Raw genomic sequence first — 19,825 nt, 5'->3', positions numbered from 1 at the left:
GCCCGCGCGGCGATACGCCTGACCTGCAGGGCACCATCCCGCAGCGCGGAAAGCCCGAAAGCTCGCCCCGAGGGCGGGCCTCCCACAAAAGCAGCAGTGCAGGCCGCCCCCCCGCCTCTAGCCTCTAGCCTCTAGCCTGCAGCCCAACAGCATCGTCCCGGACAGGCTTACGACCCCACCTACAACCGCTTCTCGAATATCTTCGAATTGCGCTGGAAGTTGTACAGCGAGGCACGCGCGGTGGGCAGGCGCTCGACGCTGCTCGGCTCGAAGCCGCGTTCGCGGAACCAGTGGGCGGTGCGCGTGGTGAGCACGAACAGGGTCTTGAGCCCCATCTGCCGCGCGCGCGTCTCGATGTGCTCGAGCAGCTCGTCGCCGCGCCCGCCGTGCCGGTATTCCGGATTGACCGCCAGGCAGGCGAGCTCGCCGGCGTCGGAATCGGCGATCGGGTAGAGGGCGGCGCAGGCGATGATCAGGCCGTCGCGCTCGACGATGCTGAACTGCTCGATTTCGCGTTCGAGCACCTCGCGCGAGCGGCGCACGAGAATGCCCTGCTCCTCCAGCGGGGTGATCAGGTCGATCAGCCCACCGACGTCCTCGATGGTCGCCTGGCGCAACTGCTCGAACTGCTCCTGGGTCACCAGCATGCCGTTGCCGCCGTCGCGGGTGAACAGCTCGGTCAGCAGCGAGCCGTCGTCGGCGTAGCTGATCAGGTGGCTGCGGCGCACGCCGCCGCGGCAGGCCTGCGCCGCCGCGTCCAGCAGCTCGGCCTGGTAGCTGCCGCCGAGGCGCTCGACGTAGGCGGGAATCTGCTGCGGACGCAGCTCGCGCACCAGTTGCCCGTGCGCATCGAGCAGGCCGCGCTCGCCGCCGTAGAGCACCAGCTTGTCGGCGCCCAGGTCGATGGCGGCGCGGGTGGCGACGTCCTCGCAGGCGAGGTTGAAGATTTCCCCGGTGGGCGAATAGCCAAGCGGCGACAGCAACACGATGGTGCGCTCGTCGAGCAGCCGGCCGATGCCCTTGCGGTCGATGCGACGGACCTCGCCGGTGTGGTGGTAGTCGACGCCGTCGACCACGCCGATCGGCCGCGCGGTGACGAAGTTGCCGCTGGCCACCCGCAGCCGCGCGCCCTGCATCGGCGAGGCCGCCATGTCCATCGACAGGCGTGCCTCGAGGGCGATGCGCAGCTGCCCGACCGCGTCGATCACGCACTCCAGGGTCGGCGTGTCGGTGATCCGCAGGTCGCGGTGGACGCGCGGTGGCAGCCCGCGCGCGGCCAGGCGCGCCTCGATCTGCGGGCGCGAGCCGAACACCAGCACCAGGCGCACGCCGAGGCTGTGCAGCAGCACCAGGTCGTGGACGATGTTGGGGAAGTTCGGGTGCGCCAGCCCGTCGCCGGGCAGCATCACCACGAAGGTGCGGTCACGGTGCGAATTGATGTAGGGCGAGGAGTCGCGAAGCCAGTTGACGTAGTCGTGCATGCGTTGGCCTTGTGGCGGAACGGATCGCCGGCGGCAGGCGGCCGGCGCTTCAGGATTCGAGGGCGGAGTTCAGGCAATAGTGCCGGATCAGCTCGCGCAGCAGCCGCACGCTGGGCTCGATGCGCGCCAGGTCGAGGTATTCGTCCGGCTGGTGGGCGCAAGCGATGTCGCCCGGGCCGAGCACCAGGGCCTGGCAGCCGAGCTGCTGAAGATAAGCCGCTTCGGTGCCGAACGCCACCGCCTCGGCGTAATGCCCGGTCAGCCGTTCGGCCAGGTGCACCAGCTCGCTGCTCGCCGGCTCCTCGAAGGCCGGCGCGCTGGGGAACAGCGGCGCCAGGTCGATCTTCACCTCGTGCCGCTCGGCCAGCGGCCGCAGGCGCTGGCGGATCAGCGTGCGCAACTGGTCGGGGTCCATGCCCGGCAGCGGGCGCAGGTCGAACTCCAGCGCGCACTGGCCGCAGATGCGGTTGGGGTTGTCGCCGCCATGGATGCAGCCGAGGTTGAGGGTCGGCTGCGGCACGCTGAACATCGGGTTGCGGTACTGCCCCTGCCATTCGCGGCGCAGCGCGATCAGCTCGCCCATCACCGCCTGCATGGCGTCCAGCGCGCTGCGCCCGTAGGCCGGGTTGGAGGAATGCCCGCTCTGCCCGAGGATCTCGATGCGCTCCATCATCACGCCCTTGTGCAGGCGCACCGGCCGCAGCCCGGTGGGCTCGCCGATCACCGCGGCCCGCCCGAGCGGCCGCCCGGCCGCGGCCAGCGCGCGGGCGCCGGACATCGAGCTTTCCTCGTCGCAGGTGGCGAGGATCATCAGCGGCTGTCTGAACGGCTGCTCCAGCAGCGGCCGCACGGCTTCGATGATCAGCGGGAAGAAGCCCTTCATGTCGCAGCTGCCGAGGCCGTACCAGCGGTCGTCGGCCTCGCGCAGCTTCAGCGGATCGGAGCGCCAGAGCGCCTCGTCGTAGGGGACCGTGTCGCTATGCCCGGCCAGCACCAGCCCGCCGGGGCCGCCGCCGCGCGTGGCCAGCAGGTTGAACTTGCCGGGGGCGACCCGCTGCCGTTCGCAGTGAAAGCCGAGATCGCCCAGCCAGCCGGCCAGCAGTTCGATGACGGCCTCGTTGCTCTGGTCCAGACTCGGCTGGGTGCAACTGACCGAGGGCGTGGCCACGAGCGCGGCGAACTGTTCCTTGAGCGAGGGAAAGGGCACCGGCAGACCTCCTGGAAAGAATCGATCACCGGCTCAGTGAAGCATGATCTGCGCCACGCACGGGATGGTATTCGTCGACTCGGAGGCAATGAGACAGGCCTGCCGGCACACCGGCAGGCCGTCGGCAATCAGGTGAAGATCGCGCTGAGGAGGGTGAAGAACAGGATCGACAGGCCGGCGCCCACCGGCAGGGTGATCAGCCAGGACATGAAGATCTTGCCGATCACGCCCAGGTTCAGTGCACCGATGCCGCGCGCCAGGCCCACGCCGAGCACGGCGCCGACCAGCGTGTGGGTGGTCGACACCGGCAGGCCGATGGCCGAGGCGCCGACCACGGTGCTGGCAGTGGCCAGCTCGGCGGCGAAACCGCGGCTGGGGGTCAGCTCGGTGATTTCCTTGCCGATGGTAGCGATCACCTTGTAGCCGTAGGTGGCCAGGCCGACGACGATGCCGACGGCGCCCAGCAGCAGGACCCAGCCGGGCACCACCGACTTGATGGCAAGGTCCTGGCCGCTCGACTGGATCACTCCGACCACTGCGGCCAGCGGCCCGACCGCGTTGGCCACGTCGTTGGAACCGTGGGCGAAGGCCATGGAGCAGGCGGTGAAGATCATCAGCACGGCGAACACCTTCTCCACGCTGGAGAAGTGGAAGGCGCGATCGGCTTCCTCGTCGACCTGGATGCGCGTCAGCAGCGCGATGCCGAGCAGCATCACCAGCGCGCCGACGCCGATCGACAGCAACAGGCTCTGCCCGCCGCTGAGCTGCAGGCCGATGTGCTTGAGGCCCTTGGACAGCGTCATGATCGAAACCATGAAGCCGGTGAGGAACATGTACAGCGGGACGAAACGCTTGGCGCTCTTGAAGGGGTTGTCGGTATCGATGATGAGCTTCTGCACGCTCATGAAGATGAAGAAGGCGGCGAAGCCGGACAGCAGCGGCGAAACGATCCAGCTGGCGACGATCGGGCCGACCTTGCCCCAGTGCACGGCGTCCATCGAGATACCCACCGCGCCGAAGCCGATCACCGCGCCGACGATCGAGTGGGTGGTCGAGACCGGCCAGCCCTTGGTGGAGGCCACCAGCAGCCAGGTGCCGGCGGCCAGCAGCGCCGACATCATGCCCAGCACCATCAGGTCGGGGCTGATGACCTCGACGTCGACGATGCCGCTCTTGATGGTCTCGGTGACTTCGCCACCGGCCAGGTAGGCGCCGCAGAACTCGAAGACCATGGCGACGATGATCGCCTGCTTGATGGTCAGCGCACGCGAACCGACCGAGGTCCCCATGGCGTTGGCCACGTCGTTGGCGCCCACGCCCCAGGCCATGAAGAAGCCGAAGGCGCACGCCAACAGCAGGAGTACGAAGCCGTAATCCGCGATCAGAGACATAAAACGATCCCGTTGAAACTCAGTGGAGAAGAGGGGGCTGGCGCTAGCGCGCCAGCAGTTGTTCCAGACGATTGCCGACCCGCTCGGCACGGTCGGCGACGTCGCCGACCCATTCGATGACCTTGTAGAGGAACATCACGTCGACCGGCGGCAGTTCCTTCTCCAGCTTGTACAGCTCGCGGCGCACGGTGACCTGCATGCGGTCGGTGTCGCGCTCGATCTCGCCGATCTCCTCGACCATGCGCTCGACCAGCTCAGCCTCGCGGCCGCTGAAGCCGGTCTCGAGCAGCGAGTCGAGCTCGCACATCGCCCGGTTGGCCTGGGCGCTGGCCTCGACGCAGCGCTGCACGAAGGCCAGCATCTGCGGCTGCAATTGTTCCGGCACCGACATGCAGCGGCCGAGCATCAGCCCGGCGATGTCCTTGGCACGGTTGGCGATTTTGTCCTGTACACTCAGCAGGTCCAGCAGGTCGGAGCGCGGTACCGGCAGGAACAGGCTCATGGGCAGGTGCTGGCGGACGTTCTTCTTGATCTTGTCGGCCTCGTTTTCCAACCGGGCCATGTCCTGCTGAATCTGCTCGACCCGCTCCCAGTCCCGGGCCATCGCCGCCTGGAAGAATGGCACCAGTTGCGCCGCGCACTCGTGCGCCTTGGCCATGTGCTGCTGCATCGGCCCGATGGGCGAGCGCCCGAACAGGCTGACGAAAGGGTTCGTCGGCATAGGGATACCTCCCCGGAGTGGAAAAAGGCGGCAAGTATACGAGCGGCCACACACGCCCGCCACCGCGCGTTGGAACTGTCCAAACCCCGAAAAAACACAGGTTTGCCCGGTACATGCAGAAAGAAACCGAAATCAAGCTGCGCGCCAGTCACGAGACCCTCGCGGCGCTGCGCGACCATCCGCTGCTGAAGAAACGCAACAAGAGCGGCTGGCAGCGCCATCCACTGAGCAACCAGTACTACGACACCCCGGCGCGCGATCTGTCCCGCGCGAAGGTCGCCCTGCGCCTGCGGCGCGACGGCGAGACCGTCATCCAGACGCTCAAGAGCCGCGGCCGGAGCGTCGCCGGCCTGTCCGAGCGCAACGAGTGGGACTGGTACCTCGACGCCCCGGCGCTGGACCTGTCGCGGCTGGGCGACGACTGCTGGCCGGCGAGCCTGGCGACGCTGGACAAGGGCCTGCTCGGGCCGATCTTCACCACCGATTTCGTTCGCGAGAAGGCCGAGATCGCCTGGGGCCGCGGCAAGGCGCGGGTGGCGATCGAGGCCGCCCTGGACCTCGGCGAGGTGACCGCCGGGCAGGCGCAGGAGGAAATCTGCGAGCTGGAGCTGGAACTGCGCCAGGGCCCGCCCGAGGCGCTGCTGGAGCTGGCGGTCGAGCTGGCCGCGGACCTGCCGCTGATGCCCTGCGACATCAGCAAGGCCGAGCGTGGCTACCGCCTGCACGACCCGGCGAGCTACGCCCTGGGCCTGCCGCTGCCGCCCCTGGGCGCGTCCACCTCGCTGGACGACGCCTTCGCCGCGCTCGCCTGGCACCTGCTCGGCAGCAGCCAGCGGCTGGCCGAGCAGTACCGCTTCAACGGCCACTGGTCGCTGCTGGCCGACTGGCTGCAGCAGCTGGTCGACCTGCGCGCCCTGCTCGGCAGCCTCGGCCAGGCCGCGCCACGCGCCAGCAGCCGCGAGCTGCGCGCCGCGCTCGATGCGCTGCTGGCCGACTGGCGGCCCCTGGTACAGGCCGGACAGGAAGACGCGGAGATGCGTCACCAGGCCCCGCAGCGCTTCGCCGAAGAACTGGGGCGCACGCGCTGGGGCCTGTTCTCGCTGAAAGCCTCGCACTGGCTGCTGACCCAGAGCTGGCGCCGCGAACGCAACGAACGCGGCAATCGCCAGGGCGCGGCCGAACTCGGCAATTGGCTGACCCGCACACTCGCCGAGGAGGCCGCTGCGCTGCAGCTGACGAACTACGAGCAACGCCCCGAAGGCCTTGCCGAACAGCTACCGCGCATGGAGCGCATGCTGGTCTGGCTGCGCCTGGCCCGCGGCGCGCTGGAGCTGCCGGAAATCGACCGCCTCTACGGCGAGCTGGCCAAGCTGCACGCGATAAGCCAGCAACCGTCCGACAGCGAGGAGCGTGCGGCCCAGGCGCATACTGTGTGGACGCTCAAGGCGTTCAAGGCGCTCGTGAAGTAAGCTGCGCCCGTCGCGGGTCCGTCCCCTCCGGCGTTCCCGCGGCTTCAGGCTTCAGGCTTCAGGCTTCAGGTTCGGACCGCAGGGAGTCCCCATGTCCAGCTTTCCCACTTCCACGGCCGACCGCTGGCTCGACCTCAACGATCTGCTCCGCGACCTGGTCGTCGAAGGCCGGCTGGCGCAGGACACCGCCGAGCAGTGCCTGGCGATCCGCCGCAGCGTCACCGGCAACCAGTTGCATCCGCTGGAATTCCTCGCTGCCCAGCAGGTCGAGGACCTGCGGCGGCCGGGGCGTACCCTGGACCTGGAAACCCTGACCCAGTGGCTGGCCGAACGCGCCGGCCAGCCCTACCTGCGCATCGACCCGCTGAAGATCGACGTGGCCGCGGTGACCCCGCTGATGTCCCACGCCTTCGCCAAGCGCCACGGCATTCTCGCGGTGGCGGTCGGCCCGGACGCGGTCACCATCGCCAGCGCCCAGCCGTTCGTGCAGGCCTGGGAATCGAACCTGACCCACGTGCTCAAGCGGCCGATCAGGCGGGTCGTGGCCAACCCCGCGGACATCCAGCGCTTCACCAACGAGTTCTACCGGCTGGCGCACTCGGTGACCGGCGCCACCGCGGTCGAGCAGAAGATCAGCGGCGTCGGCAACTTCGAGCAGCTGCTCAACCTCGGCGCCAGCGACCAGGAGCCCGACGCCAACGACGCGCACATCGTCAATATCGTCGACTGGCTGTTCCAGTACGCCTTCCAGCAGCGCGCCAGCGACATCCACGTCGAACCGCGGCGCGAGCAGGGCACGGTGCGTTTTCGCATCGACGGCGTGCTGCACAACGTCTACCAGTTCCCGCCGCAGGTGACCATGGCGGTGGTCAGCCGGCTGAAGACGCTCGGCCGGATGAACGTCGCCGAGAAGCGCAAGCCGCAGGACGGCCGGGTCAAGACCAAGACGCCGGACGGCGGCGAGGTCGAGCTGCGGCTGTCGACCCTGCCGACCGCCTTCGGCGAGAAAATGGTGATGCGCATCTTCGACCCCGAGGTGCTGCTCAAGAGCTTCGACCAGCTGGGCTTCTCGCCGGACGACCTGCGCCGCTGGCTGAGCATGACCCGCCAGCCCAACGGCATCATTCTGGTCACCGGCCCCACCGGCTCGGGCAAGACCACCACGCTCTACACGACGCTCAAGCAGCTGGCCACGCCGGAAGTGAATGTCTGCACCATCGAGGACCCGATCGAGATGATCGAGGGGGCCTTCAACCAGATGCAGGTGCAGCACAACATCGACCTGACCTTCGCCAGCGGCGTGCGCGCGCTGATGCGGCAGGACCCGGACATCATCATGATCGGCGAGATCCGCGACCTGGAAACCGCCGAGATGGCGATCCAGGCGGCGCTGACCGGGCACCTGGTGCTGTCCACCCTGCACACCAACGACGCGCCCAGCGCCATCACCCGCCTGCTCGAGCTCGGCGTGCCCTACTACCTGCTCAAGGCGACCCTGCTGGGTGTCATGGCGCAGCGCCTGGTGCGCACCCTGTGCCCGCACTGCAAGGCGCCGACGACGCTCGACGAGCAGGACTGGCAGACCCTCACCCGCCCCTGGAGCGCGCCCCTGCCGAGCGGCGCGATGCGCGCGGTGGGCTGCCTGGAATGCCGCGAGACCGGCTACCGCGGACGAGCCGGCGTGTACGAGATCATGCTGCTGAACGACGGCCTCAAGGGCCTGATCGACGCCGACACCGAGCTCACCGCCTTGCGCCGGGCGGCCTTCAAGGAAGGCATGCGCAGCCTGCGCCTGTCCGGCGCGCAGAAGGTCGCCGCCGGGCTCACCACCATCGAGGAAGTGTTGCGCGTCACGCCGCAGAGCGAGCAGCGCTGAGCGAGCGTATTGGCCCGGACGGCGCCGCTCCGCCACCTCCTGGCCACTCGCCATGAACCGACGCCCGACCGTGGAACCAATCGTCCGGGGCGCGGTCTGCTTCCAGTTCAACCCAACGGCGAGCCCCCGGAAAATCGGGGTCCCGAGCGCCGATCGAAGGCAGTGGCGGGGCCCCGCGCGCGGGTGCACACTGCCCACATTGTTCCGCTCGGCCACGGCAGATGCCGAGCGTTGGTGAGCCATGGATAGCCCCGAGCGATAACCTTGAATTTCAATAGCGACCTATCCCAGGGAAGTTGGACCGAGATCGAGCGCCACACCGCGCATGACCGATATCGCCTTCTGAGCAACGAGGGCGAGCGACTCCGACCGCTCGCCGCGCTGGCGGCCGCCAGCTGCGGGCTGGAGCAGGCGGCGATCCTCCTCTTCGACGGCGACGCGCTCTGCTGCCTGTGCCGGGTGGGCATGGACGAGCAGGCCGCCGCTCTCGCCGCAGATCGGCTGCAGGCCATGTTCGAGGCCGAGCAGCCGACCGCCGACCTCGACCAGCGTCTGCACGCGCGGCTGCTGCACCCCGCCGAACGGCCGCCGCTCGGCGTGCTCTGCGTGCAGACACCCGCCCCCCGCCCGTTGAGCGCCGCCGAGCAAGAGCACCTGCAGGTGGTCGCCGAGCAGTTGCTGCAGCGCCTCGAACTGCAACTGGCGAGCGAAAGCGAACGGAGCAACCGCTGGCTGCTGGAAAGCGCGGTGGACTACGCCATCCTCGCCACCGACCTCGACGGCCGGGTGACCCGCTGGACCAGCGGCGCCGAGCGGCTGCTCGGCTGGCGCCGGGACGAGATGCGCGACCGCCCGGCCGACTGCATCTTCACCGAGGAGGACCGCCGCGCCGGCGTCCCGCAGCGGGAGATGCGCCAGGCCCGCGAACAGGGCGCCAGCCAGGACGAACGCTGGCACCGGCGCAAGGATGGCAGCCGCTTCTGGGCCAACGGCGAGCTGATGCTGGTACGCGACGACCAGGGCCGGGCCCAGGGCTTCGTGAAGATCCTGCGCGACCGCACCGACATCCACCGCGAGCAGCAGGCCGCGCGCGAGGCCGAGGAACGCTACCGCGCCCTGGTCGACCTGAGCCCGCAGGTGGTCTCGATGTTCGACGGCGACGGCCGGGTCACCTACATGAACGCCTACTGGTGCGAATACACCGGGCTGGATCTCGAGCACAGCCTCGGCGACGGCTGGCTGCAGGCGGTCGCCGGGCCCGAGCGCGAACGGGTGGTGCGGTCGCTGCGCGACGCGCTGCGGACCAAGGTGCCCTACAGCCTGGAGGTGCCGCTGGTGGGCTCGGACGGCATCACGCGCTGGTTCCAGGAGCGCGGCGTGCCGCTGTTCGACGCCGCCGGCGAGGTGGTGCAGTGGATCTCCGTGGCCCTGGACATCGACGCACGCCGCCGCGCCGACATCGAACGGGTGGAGAGCGAGGCCTTCACCCGTCTGCTGGTGGATTCGGCCACCGAAGGCTTCTATTCGATCGACACCGAAGGATCGGTGACGCTGTGCAACGAGGCCTTCGTGCGGCTGCTCGGCCTCGACGGCAAGGACGCGGTGCTCGGCCGGCCGGTGAGCGAACTGGTCCGGCACAGTCGCCCGGACGGTACGCGCTACGCCGAGGGCGACTGCCCCATCAAGCGCGCGGCGCGCACCGGAGAGGCGGCGCACGTCGAGCACGAGCTGTTCCTGCGCCAGGACGGCAGCAGCGTGCCGGTGGAGTACCGGGTCGGCCCGATCTACCGCGAAGGCGTACTGCAGGGCGCCATCTGCACGGTTACCGACATCAGCGAGAGGGTCCGCGGCGAGGCCGTGCAGGCGTTCCTGCTGGAACTCAGCGACTGCCTGCAGGAAAACCACGACCTCGGCGCGGTCGGCCAGCTGCTGTGCGACCGGCTCGGCATCCTGCTCGGCAGCGACCGCGTCGGGCTGGCCAGGCTCGACGGCGACGGCGTGCTGCAGGTGAACCGCGAATGGTGCCGCAAGGACCGCACCGGCTTTCTCGGCGCGCGCTGCCCGCTGCCCGCGGCGCTGCGCCGCCGGCTCGACGAGGGTCCGCTGGCGTTCGCCGACCTGCAGACCGCCGGCGACGACGAGGCGCAACCGCTGCAGGCCGCCCTGGACAGCCAGGCCCTGCTGCTCGCCGCCCTGCCGCAAGCCGGCAGGCTGCTGGTGCTCAGCTGCATCGGCGCGCACCGCTGGCGGTCCGCCGACCTCGGCCTGGTGCGCGAGGTCGTCGAGCGGCTGCGCATCGCCAACGAACGCGCCACGGCGACCAAAGCCCTGCGCGAAGCCGAGCAGCGTGTGATCCTCGCCAACGAGATCGCCTCGATCGGCGTCTGGGAATACAACGCGACCCATCGCACCCTGCACTGGGACACCCAGCTGAAAAGCATGTCGGGCCTACGCGCCGACCAGCAGGAACTGAGCGTCGACCAGTTCCTCGAACGCATCCACCCGGACGACCGCGAGCGGGTGATACACAGCATGCGCGCCGTCTTCGCCGAGGATTCCGACGGCGAGCTCAACCTCGAATACCGCGTCTACGATTTCGCCACCGGCGGCTACTACTGGCTGGCCAACCGCGGCCGCCGGTTGACCGATCCCAGCGGCGAGATGCGCATCCTCGGCACCGCGCGGGTGATCACCGCCGAGCGCAACTTCGCCGAACGCCTGCTGCGCATGAACGCCCTGCTCGAAGAGCAGATCGAGGAGCGGCGCCTGGCCGAGCAGCGCCAGGCGGCCTTCATCGAGCTCGGCGACCTGCTTCGCGGCCAGCCGGACAGCGGCATCATCGCCTGCGCGGCGGTGCGCGTGCTGGGCAACGCCCTGGCGGTCAACCAGGCGGTGTTCCTCAGCGTCGACCCCACCGGCGAACACGCCTCGCTGCTGGCCAACTGGACCAACGGCTCACGCTCCACGGTCAAGGAACTGTTCCGCCTGAACGACTTCGGCGACCTCGCCTACGACCTGCAGCGCGGCGAGATCGTGGTGGTCCACGACATCGAGCACGATCCGCGCACCGCCCCGCTGGCCGGCACGCTGACCAGGGCCGAGGTGCAGAGCCTGGTGTGCATGCCCCTGCTCGAGCAGGGCCGCCTGCGCGCCGCGCTGCTGCTGCTCAGCGCCGTGCCGCGGGTCTGGCCCGACGAGGACGTCTCCTTCATCCGCGAAGTGGCCGACCGGGCCTGGACCGCGGACGAGCGCATGCGCGCCGAGCGTGCGCTGCGCGACAGCGAGGAGCAGTTCCGCACGCTGGCCGACAACATGAGCCAGTTCGCCTGGATGGCCGACCCCAACGGGCGCATCTACTGGTACAACAAGCGCTGGTACGACTACACCGGCACCACACTGGAGGCCATGCGCGCGCTGGGCTGGCGCTCGGTGCTGCACCCCGACCACGTCGAGCGCGTGCTGGCCTCGATGCGCCGCGCCTTCGCCATCGGCTCGATCTGGGAGGAGACCTTTCCGCTGCGCGGAAAGGATGGCAAGTACCGCTGGTTCCTCTCCCGCGCCCTGCCGATCCGCGAAGAACTCGGGCAGGTCACCCACTGGTTCGGCACCAACACCGACATCACCGCCCAGGTCGCCGCCGAAGAGGCGCTGCGCGAACTCAACGACAGCCTGGAACGGCGGGTCGCCGAGCGCACCGGCGAGCTGGCCGAGATCAACCGCCGCCTGCACGTGGAAATGGCCGAACGCGCGCGCGCCGAGGAGGCCCTGCGGCATGCCCAGAAGATGGAAGCCATCGGCCAGCTGACCGGCGGCCTGGCGCACGACTTCAACAACATGCTGACCGGCGTGCTCGGCGCCCTCGACCTGATCCAGCGGCGCGCCGCGGCGGGCCGGATCGGCGAACTGGACCGCTACATCGACGCCGCCATGACCTCGGCCAACCGCGCCGCGGCGTTGACCCACCGGCTGCTGGCCTTCGCCCGCCGGCAGTCGCTGGACCCGCGCCCGGTGGACGTCAACCTGCTGGTGGTGTCGATGGAGGACATGCTCCGGCGCACCATCGGCGAGCACATCAGCTTCAGCACGCGGCTCGACCCGGACCTCTGGCTGGCCTATTCCGACGCCCACCAGTTGGAGAACGCGCTGCTCAACCTGGTGATCAACGCGCGCGACGCCATGTCCGCCGGCGGCCAGCTGGCCATCGAGACGCACCGGCTCACGGTCGACGAGCAGGCGCCCGACGCCCCGGAGCCGGGCGACTACGTGGCGCTGTGCGTCTCCGACACCGGCTCCGGCATGCCCGAGGAGATCATCGCCAAGGCCTTCGACCCCTTCTTCACCACCAAGCCGATCGGCCAGGGCACCGGCCTCGGCCTGTCGATGGTCTACGGCTTCGTCAAGCAGACCGGCGGGCACGTGAGCATCGACAGCCAGGTTGGCGAAGGCACGCGCATCACCCTGTACCTGCCGCGCCACCACGAGACGCCCGCCGAGGACGACGCCCAGGACCCGGTGGCCGAGGTGCCGCGCGCGCAGGTCGGCGAGACCGTGCTGGTGGTCGAGGACGAGGCAGCGGTGCGCATGCTGGTGGTGGAGGTCCTCAAGGAACTGGGCTACGGCGCGCTGGAAGCCTTCGACGGCCCCACCGCCCTGCCCTACCTGCAGGGCGACCGGCGCATCGACCTGCTGGTGACCGACGTCGGCCTGCCCGGCATGAACGGCCGCCAGCTGGCGGAGATCGCGCGCCAGCACCGGCCCGGGCTGAAGGTGCTGTTCATCACCGGCTATGCGGCCAACGCGCAGGTGCGCGGTGATTTTCTCGAGGAAGGGATGGAGATGCTCGCCAAGCCGTTCAACATCGATGCCCTGGGCGTGCTCATCCGGCAGATGATCGAAAGCGGCGGTTGAGCCTGCCGCGGCGCGGTCACCACGGCAGGTCCGGCCTCATTGCTCGGCGAGGATGGCGCGGGCTAGCTCCAGGTCGCTGGCCTGCAGGTCGGGGCGTTCGCTGCGCAGGCGCTGCAGCGCCGCCTCGAGGTAGGGGCCGCGGATCTGCCCGTCGCTGGCGACGAAGCTGACGGCATCTTCCTGGGCACCGCGCACAAGCTTGTCGTCGCGGCTGGTCATGTAGGTCGAGGCGGTGGTCGCCCCCGACGAAAGAATCTCACGCACCCAGTCGGCCATCGCGGCCCCCACCGGCAGCGAGCACAGGATCAGAATTGCCAGGACTTTTCGATACATGGTCTATGCCTCCAGAGGTTCCCAGAAGATAGAGCCCGTGGCCTCCGGCGGAGTTCCGGCGGCCTGCCTGGCGCGAGCCCGGGCGCGCCCCGGGCCCGCGCTCGCTCAGCTGCGGTAGGCGTCGACCGGCACGCAGGCGCAGAACAGGTTGCGGTCGCCGTGCACGTTGTCCACCCGGTTCACCGCCGGCCAGTACTTGTGGGCGCGGGTGTGCGCGGTCGGGGTCACCGCCTCGGCGATGCCGTAGGGCCGCGTCCACTCGCCGACGACGTCGGCCAGGGTGTGGGGCGCGCGCACCAGCGGGTTGTCGTCGGCCGGCCAGGTGCCGTCCTGTACCTTGGCGATCTCCGCGCGGATGCTCAGCATCGCCTCGACGAAACGGTCCAGCTCGGCCTTCGATTCGCTTTCGGTGGGCTCGATCATCAGCGTGCCGGGCACCGGGAAGGACATGGTCGGCGCGTGGAAGCCGTAGTCCATCAGGCGCTTGGCGACGTCCTCCTCGCTGATCCCGGTCTCGGCCTTGAGCGGCCGCAGGTCGAGGATGCACTCGTGGGCGACGCGCCCGTTGCGCCCGCTGTAGAGCACCGGGAAGGCGCTGCCCAGGCGCTGGGCCAGGTAGTTGGCGTTGAGGATGGCGACCTCGGTGGCGTCCTGCAGCCGCGGGCCCATCATGGCGACGTACATCCAACTGATCGGCAGGATGCTGGCGCTGCCCCAGGGCGCGGCGCTGACCGCGCCGTTGCCGGGGTTCGGCCCCTGCAGCTCGACCACCGGGTGGTTGGCGACGAAGGGCGCCAGGTGCGCCTTGACGCCGATCGGCCCCATGCCCGGGCCACCGCCGCCGTGCGGGATGCAGAAGGTCTTGTGCAGGTTCATGTGCGAGACGTCGGCGCCCATGTCGGCCGGCCGCGCCAGGCCCACCTGGGCGTTGAGGTTGGCGCCGTCCATGTAGACCTGCCCGCCCTGGGCATGCACCGCCTCGCAGATCTCCCGCACGCTTTCCTCGTACACGCCGTGGGTCGAGGGGTAGGTGATCATCAGGCAGGACAGCCGGTCGCCGGCCTCGGCCGCATGCCGCTTGAGGTCCTCGAGGTCGACGTTGCCCTCGCGGTCGCACTCGACGATCACCACCTTCATGCTCGCCATCTGCGCCGAGGCCGGGTTGGTGCCGTGCGCCGAGGACGGGATCAGGCAGATGTCGCGCTGCCCCTCGCCGCGGCTCTGGTGGTACTTGCGGATGGCCAGCAACCCGGCGTACTCGCCCTGGGCGCCGGAGTTCGGCTGCATGGAGATGGCGTCGAAACCGGTGATCGCGCACAGCCACCGCTCCAGTTCGCCGATCATCGCCGCGTAGCCCTGAGCCTGTTCGCGCGGAGCGAAGGGGTGCAGGTTGGCGAATTCCGGCCAGGTGATCGGGATCATCTCGCTGGTGGCGTTGAGCTTCATGGTGCAGGAGCCGAGCGGAATCATCGCCTGGTTGAGCGCCAGGTCCTTGTTCTCCAGCTGCTTGAGGTAGCGCAGCATCTCGGTTTCGCTGTGGTGGGCGTTGAACACCGGGTGGGTGAGGAAGGCGCTGCGGCGCTCGAGTTCGGCGGGAATGCCCGCCTCCGGCTCGCCGGCGTCCAGCTCGGCCGCCGACAACCCGTGGTCGGCGCCGAGGAAGACGGCCAGCAGCCGCTCGACCGTGGCCTCGCTGCAGGTCTCGTCGAGGCTCACGCCGAGCTTGCCGCGGCCGAGGATGCGCAGGTTGATGCGCGCCTCCCGCGCCGATTCGATGATCGCCGTCTGGCTGCCGCCGACCTCCAGCGTCAGGGTGTCGAAGAAATGCCGGTTGGCGCGCCTGATGCCGTGCCGCTCGAGGCCGGCGGCAAGGATCGCGGTGAGCCGGTGCACCCGCCGGGCGATGCGCTCCAGCCCGCGCGGGCCATGGTAGACGGCATAGAAGGCGGCGATGTTGGCCAGCAGCACCTGCGCGGTGCAGATGTTGGAGTTGGCCTTCTCGCGGCGGATGTGCTGTTCGCGGGTCTGCAGCGCCATGCGCAGCGCAATCTCGCCGCGGGCATCCTTCGACACGCCGATGATGCGCCCGGGCATGGCGCGCTTGTAGGCGTCGCGGGTGGCGAAGTAGGCGGCGTGCGGGCCGCCGTAGCCCATCGGCACGCCGAAGCGCTGCGAGCTGCCGAGCACCACGTCGGCGCCGAGCTCGCCGGGCGGCGTGAGCAGCACCAGGCTGAGCAGGTCGGCGGCCACGCAGGCGATCGCCTGGCGCGCGTGCAGGTCGTCGATCGACGGCTTGAGGTCGCGGATCTCGCCGTGGGTGTCGGGATACTGCAGCAGCGCGCCGAACACCTCTTCGCCGGCGAGCGCCTCGACCGTGCCGACCACCAGTTCGAAGCCGAACGCCTCGGCGCGGGTCTGCAGCACCGAGAGCGTCTGCGGGTGGCAGTTCTCGTCGGCGAAGAAGCGGTTGCTGCGGCTCTTGGCCACGCGCCTGGCCAGGGTCATGGCCTCGGCGGCGGCGGTCGCCTCGTCGAGCAGCGAGGCGTTGGCCAGGTCCAGGCCGGTGAGGTCGATGGTCAGTTGCTGGAAGTTCAGCAGCGCTTCCAGGCGCCCCTGGGCGATTTCCGGCTGGTAGGGCGTGTAGGCGGTGTACCAGCCCGGGTTCTCCAGCACGTTGCGCAGGATCACCGTCGGTGTGACGGTGCCGTGGTAGCCCATGCCGATCAGGCTGGTCCACAGCTCGTTGCGTTCGGCGTGGGCGCGCAGCCGGGCCAGCGCCGCCTGCTCGTCGAGCGCCGCCGGCAGGCCCAGCGCCTGCCGCAGGCGGATCGCCGGCGGCACCGTCTGGTCGATCAGCGCCTCGCGGCTGGGCAGGCCGAGGACCTCGAGCATGGCCTGCTGCTCGCCCTCGTCCGGCCCGAGGTGGCGCTGCAGGAAGGCATCGGCTTGCTGGAGCTGGGAGAGGGGCTGCTGGAAGGGCATCGGAGGGCTCTCGCAAGAGGCCGCGCTCCGGCGAGACGCGGCCGGGTGGCAGGAATCAGGCGTCTTTGCCGAGGCTGGCCGCGTAGCCGTCGGAGTCGAGCAGCGCGTCCAGCTCGTTCTCGTCGCTCGGCATCAGCTTGAAGAACCAGGCTTCGTACGGATGCTTGTTGATGTCTTCGGGGGTGTCGGTCAGGGCCGCGTTGACCGCAATGACCTCGCCGCTGACCGGCGCGTAGATGTCGGACGCCGCCTTCACCGATTCCACCACCCCGGCGGCCTGGCCGCCGGCGAGCTGCTGGCCGATCTCCGGAAGCTCGACGTAGACCACGTCGCCCAGCGCTTCCTGGGCATGGTCGCTGATGCCGACGGTCACGGAACCGTCCATTTCCAGACGGGCCCATTCGTGGCTGGGGGCGTAACGCAAATCGGCGCGGATGTCGCTCATCTCTTCGGTTCCTCGGTCAGACGCAGGGAGCTGCAGGGTTTGTTGGGTCGGGTTTGGCAGGCGCCGGTCAGATCAGCGGCTTGCCGTGCCGGACGAAGCTGGGTTGCACGACGCGTACCGGATACCACCTGCCCCTGATCTCCACCTCGGCGCGCTCGCCGGTGGCGGCCGGCACCCGGGCCAGCGCGATCGATTTACCAAGGGTAGGCGAAAAGCTGCCGCTGGTGATCTCGCCTTCACCCAGGCCGCCGACCCGCACCACCTGATGGGCGCGCAGCACGCCGCGCTCCTCCATCACCAGGCCGACCAGCCGCGGCTGGCTCGGATCGTCGCGCAGCCGCTCGAGCGCGTCGCGCCCGATGAAGTTGCGCTCGGCCGGTTCCCAGGCGACGGTCCAGCCCATGTTCGCGGCCAGCGGCGACACCTGTTCTGTCATGTCCTGCCCGTAAAGGTTCAGCCCGGCCTCCAGGCGCAGGGTGTCGCGGGCGCCGAGCCCGATGGGCGGGATGCCGACGCCGACCAGCTCGCTGAAGAAGCCCGGCGCCTGGCTGGCCGGGAGCATGATTTCCAGCCCGTCCTCGCCGGTGTAGCCGGTGCGGGCGATGAACCAGTCGCCGTGCGGCAGGCCCTGGAACGGCCTGAGCGCCTGGATCAGCTCGGCGCCGGCCTGGTCGACCAGCTCGGCGATGCGCGCGCGGGCCTTCGGCCCCTGGATGGCGAGCATGGCCAGGTCGGTGCGCTCGCGCAGTTCGACCGAGAAGCCGACCGCCTGCTGGCGCATCCAGGCCAGGTCCTTGTCGCGGGTGGCGGCGTTGACCACCAGGCGGTAGCCCCACTCGGCGAGGTAGACGATGAGATCGTCGATCACCCCGCCGTCACGGTTGAGCATGGCGCTGTACAGGGCCTTGCCGGGGCTGGTCAGGCGTGCGACGTCGTTGGCCAACAGCCGGCGCAGGTAGGCCTGCGCCTGTTCGCCGGACAGGTCGATGACGGCCATGTGCGAGACGTCGAACGCCCCGCAGTCCTGCCGTACCTGGTGGTGCTCCTCGACCTGGGAGCCATAGTGCAGCGGCATGTCCCAGCCGCCGAAGTCGACCATCTTGGCGCCGAGGGCCAGGTGCTGGTCGTAGAGGGGAGTACGCTGACCCATGGGATCTCCTTCCGGGCAGACGCCGAAGCGACAGCTGAGGCGGCCGGCACCCGTGCCGGCCCCCGTCGAATGGCGCGCATTGTAGCGGCGCGCCCGGATAAGGTCACGGCGCGAACGGCGCTCAGCCGCGGGCGGAACGGCGGATCAGCAGGATCACCGGCAGCAGCCCGACCAGCACCAGCGTCAGCGCCGGCAGCGCCGCGCGCGCCCATTCGCCCTCGCTGGTCATCTCGAACACGCGCACCGCCAGGGTGTCCCAGCCGAACGGGCGCATCAGCAACGTCGCCGGCATCTCCTTGAGCACGTCGACGAACACCAGCAGCACGGCGCTGAGGGTGCCCGGCAGCAGCAGCGGCAGGTACACGCGCAGAAACAATTGAGGCCCGCCGACCCCGAGGCTGCGCGAGGCCTCCGGCAGCGACGGGCGGATGCGTGCCAGGCTGCTCTCCAGCGGCCCGTAGGCAACCGCCAGGAAGCGGACCAGGTAGGCCAGCAGCAGGGCGCCGAGGCTGCCGAGCAGCAGCGGCTTGCCGCCCATGCCCAGCCAACCCGACAGCGGGATCACCAGGTGCCGGTCGAGGTAGCTGAAGGCGAGCATGATCGACACCGCCAGCACCGACCCGGGCAGGGCGTAGCCGAGGTTGGCCAGCCCGACCGCCGCGCGCACCGGGCGCACCGGCGCCTGGCGGCGGGCGAAGGCCAGCGTCAGCGCCACCGCCACGGCGGCCAGGGCGGCGAGCCCACCGAGCGTCAGGCTGTGCAGGATCAGGCCGAGGTAGCGCTCGTCGAAGTCGAAGCGTCCGCGCTGCCAGAGCCAGACGAGCAGTTGCGCCACCGGCACCACGAAGGCGCAGGCGAACACCAGCGTGCACCAGCCGCTCGCCGCCAGCGCCCGCCAGCCGCGCAGGTGGTAGAGCGCGGCGGTACGCCGCCGCTCGTTGGACGGCCGCGCCACCCCGCGCGCGCGGCGTTCGCCGTAGAGCACCAGCATCACCGCCAGCAGCAGCAGGCTCGCCAGCTGGGTGGCGCTGGTCAGGCTGAAGAAGCCGTACCAGGTCTTGTAGATGGCGGTGGTGAAGGTGTCGAAGTTGAACACCGACACCGCGCCGAAATCCGCCAGCGTCTCCATCAGCGCCAGCGCCAGACCGGCGCCGATCGCCGGGCGTGCCATCGGCAGCGCCACCCACCAGAACGCCTGCCAGGGCGTCTGGCCGAGCCCTCGCGCCGCCTCCATCAGGCCCTTGCCTTGGGCGATGAAGGCCGAGCGCGCGAGCAGGTAGACGTAGGGATAGAACACCAGCACGAGCACCAGGATCACCCCGCCGGTGGAGCGCACCCGCGGAAAGCGCACGCCGCCGAACCATTCGCGCGCCAGCGTCTGCACCGGGCCGGCGAAGTCCAGCAGGCCGATGAAGACGAACGCGAGCACGTAGGCGGGTATGGCGAAGGGCAGCATCAGCGCCCAGTCCAGCCAGCGCCGCCCGGGGAATTCGCAGAGCGCGGTGAGCCAGGCCAGGCTCACCCCAAGCAGGGTGACGCCGACGCCGACACCGAGCAGCAGCACCAGGGTGTTGCCCAGCAGACGGGGAATCTGCGTGCGCCACAGATGCGACCAGATCTCGCCGTCGACCGTGTGCCAGCTCAGCAGCAGCACGCTCAGCGGCAGCAGCACCAGCAGCGCGACGGCGAAGGACAGGACATACCAGCGGCGCTGAATGCGTTTGGACACGACGGCCTCGGATGGAAATGACGACGCCCCCGAGCGGCTCGGGGGCGTCGAGTATAGCGACAAGCGGCAAACAGGGCCGTGTCAGCGCCAGCTGCGATCGGAGGAGGACCGGCTGAGCGGCTCAGCCCCTCAC

12 protein-coding genes are annotated in these 19,825 nt (G+C 69.7%); 3 read left to right on the top strand and 9 right to left on the bottom strand.

Annotated elements, in window-relative coordinates; genetic code table 11:
- Window positions 1–179: 179 nt before the first annotated feature.
- The 4 genes from argA to H610_RS0122190 form a co-directional block, all read right to left on the bottom strand.
- Complete coding sequence (gene argA, locus H610_RS0122205) at window positions 180–1,481, bottom strand: amino-acid N-acetyltransferase (protein ID WP_028241723.1); 1,302 nt, start codon at window positions 1,479–1,481, stop codon at window positions 180–182.
- Window positions 1,482–1,530: 49 nt separating this feature from the next.
- Window positions 1,531–2,688 (bottom strand): acetylornithine deacetylase, encoded by a 1,158-nt coding sequence (argE, locus tag H610_RS0122200; protein ID WP_028241722.1) that lies wholly within the window; start codon window positions 2,686–2,688, stop codon window positions 1,531–1,533.
- A 128-nt stretch (window positions 2,689–2,816) separates the two neighbouring features.
- The gene (locus H610_RS0122195) at window positions 2,817–4,079 is read right to left on the bottom strand and encodes an inorganic phosphate transporter (RefSeq protein WP_028241721.1); all 1,263 of its coding nucleotides are present in this window, start codon (window positions 4,077–4,079) and stop codon (window positions 2,817–2,819) included.
- Window positions 4,080–4,122: 43 nt separating this feature from the next.
- Complete coding sequence (locus tag H610_RS0122190) at window positions 4,123–4,800, bottom strand: TIGR00153 family protein (RefSeq protein WP_028241720.1); 678 nt, start codon at window positions 4,798–4,800, stop codon at window positions 4,123–4,125.
- Window positions 4,801–4,913: 113 nt separating this feature from the next.
- Here H610_RS0122190 and H610_RS0122185 point away from each other — a divergent pair, with 113 nt between their 5' ends.
- The 3 genes from H610_RS0122185 (at window position 4,914) to H610_RS24380 (ending at window position 13,053) form a co-directional block, all read left to right on the top strand.
- Window positions 4,914–6,269 (top strand): CYTH domain-containing protein, encoded by a 1,356-nt coding sequence (locus tag H610_RS0122185; RefSeq protein ID WP_028241719.1) that lies wholly within the window; start codon window positions 4,914–4,916, stop codon window positions 6,267–6,269.
- A gap of 91 nt (window positions 6,270–6,360) precedes the next feature.
- Window positions 6,361–8,145, top strand: a complete 1,785-nt coding sequence (locus tag H610_RS0122180) for a GspE/PulE family protein (protein WP_028241718.1) — start codon at window positions 6,361–6,363, stop codon at window positions 8,143–8,145.
- Window positions 8,146–8,409: 264 nt separating this feature from the next.
- Window positions 8,410–13,053 carry a PAS domain S-box protein gene (locus H610_RS24380; protein WP_051231923.1) on the top strand — a complete coding sequence of 1,548 codons (4,644 nt, stop codon included), beginning with the start codon at window positions 8,410–8,412 and terminating at the stop codon, window positions 13,051–13,053.
- Between the two features lie 36 nt (window positions 13,054–13,089).
- Here the strand turns inward: H610_RS24380 and H610_RS0122170 are convergent, their stop codons facing one another.
- From H610_RS0122170 to H610_RS0122150, 5 genes are all read right to left on the bottom strand, one after another.
- Window positions 13,090–13,386, bottom strand: a complete 297-nt coding sequence (locus H610_RS0122170) for a DUF2388 domain-containing protein (RefSeq protein ID WP_028241717.1) — start codon at window positions 13,384–13,386, stop codon at window positions 13,090–13,092.
- A 105-nt stretch (window positions 13,387–13,491) separates the two neighbouring features.
- A complete protein-coding gene (gene gcvP, locus H610_RS0122165) occupies window positions 13,492–16,368 on the bottom strand; it encodes an aminomethyl-transferring glycine dehydrogenase (protein WP_028241716.1) in 2,877 nt (958 codons plus the stop codon).
- Between the two features lie 55 nt (window positions 16,369–16,423).
- Complete coding sequence (gcvH, locus tag H610_RS0122160) at window positions 16,424–16,813, bottom strand: glycine cleavage system protein GcvH (RefSeq protein ID WP_028241715.1); 390 nt, start codon at window positions 16,811–16,813, stop codon at window positions 16,424–16,426.
- Window positions 16,814–16,880: 67 nt separating this feature from the next.
- Window positions 16,881–17,963, bottom strand: coding sequence for a glycine cleavage system aminomethyltransferase GcvT (gene gcvT, locus H610_RS0122155; RefSeq protein ID WP_028241714.1), 1,083 nt, complete (start codon window positions 17,961–17,963; stop codon window positions 16,881–16,883).
- Between the two features lie 121 nt (window positions 17,964–18,084).
- Complete coding sequence (locus tag H610_RS0122150; RefSeq protein WP_028241713.1) at window positions 18,085–19,692, bottom strand: ABC transporter permease; 1,608 nt, start codon at window positions 19,690–19,692, stop codon at window positions 18,085–18,087.
- Window positions 19,693–19,825: the final 133 nt, after the last annotated feature.

This window comes from Stutzerimonas azotifigens DSM 17556 (assembly GCF_000425625.1).
GTDB lineage: Bacteria > Pseudomonadota > Gammaproteobacteria > Pseudomonadales > Pseudomonadaceae > Stutzerimonas > Stutzerimonas azotifigens.
Note: the sequence above shows the minus strand (reverse complement) of the source record. Positions and strands in the feature narration are given on the sequence as shown.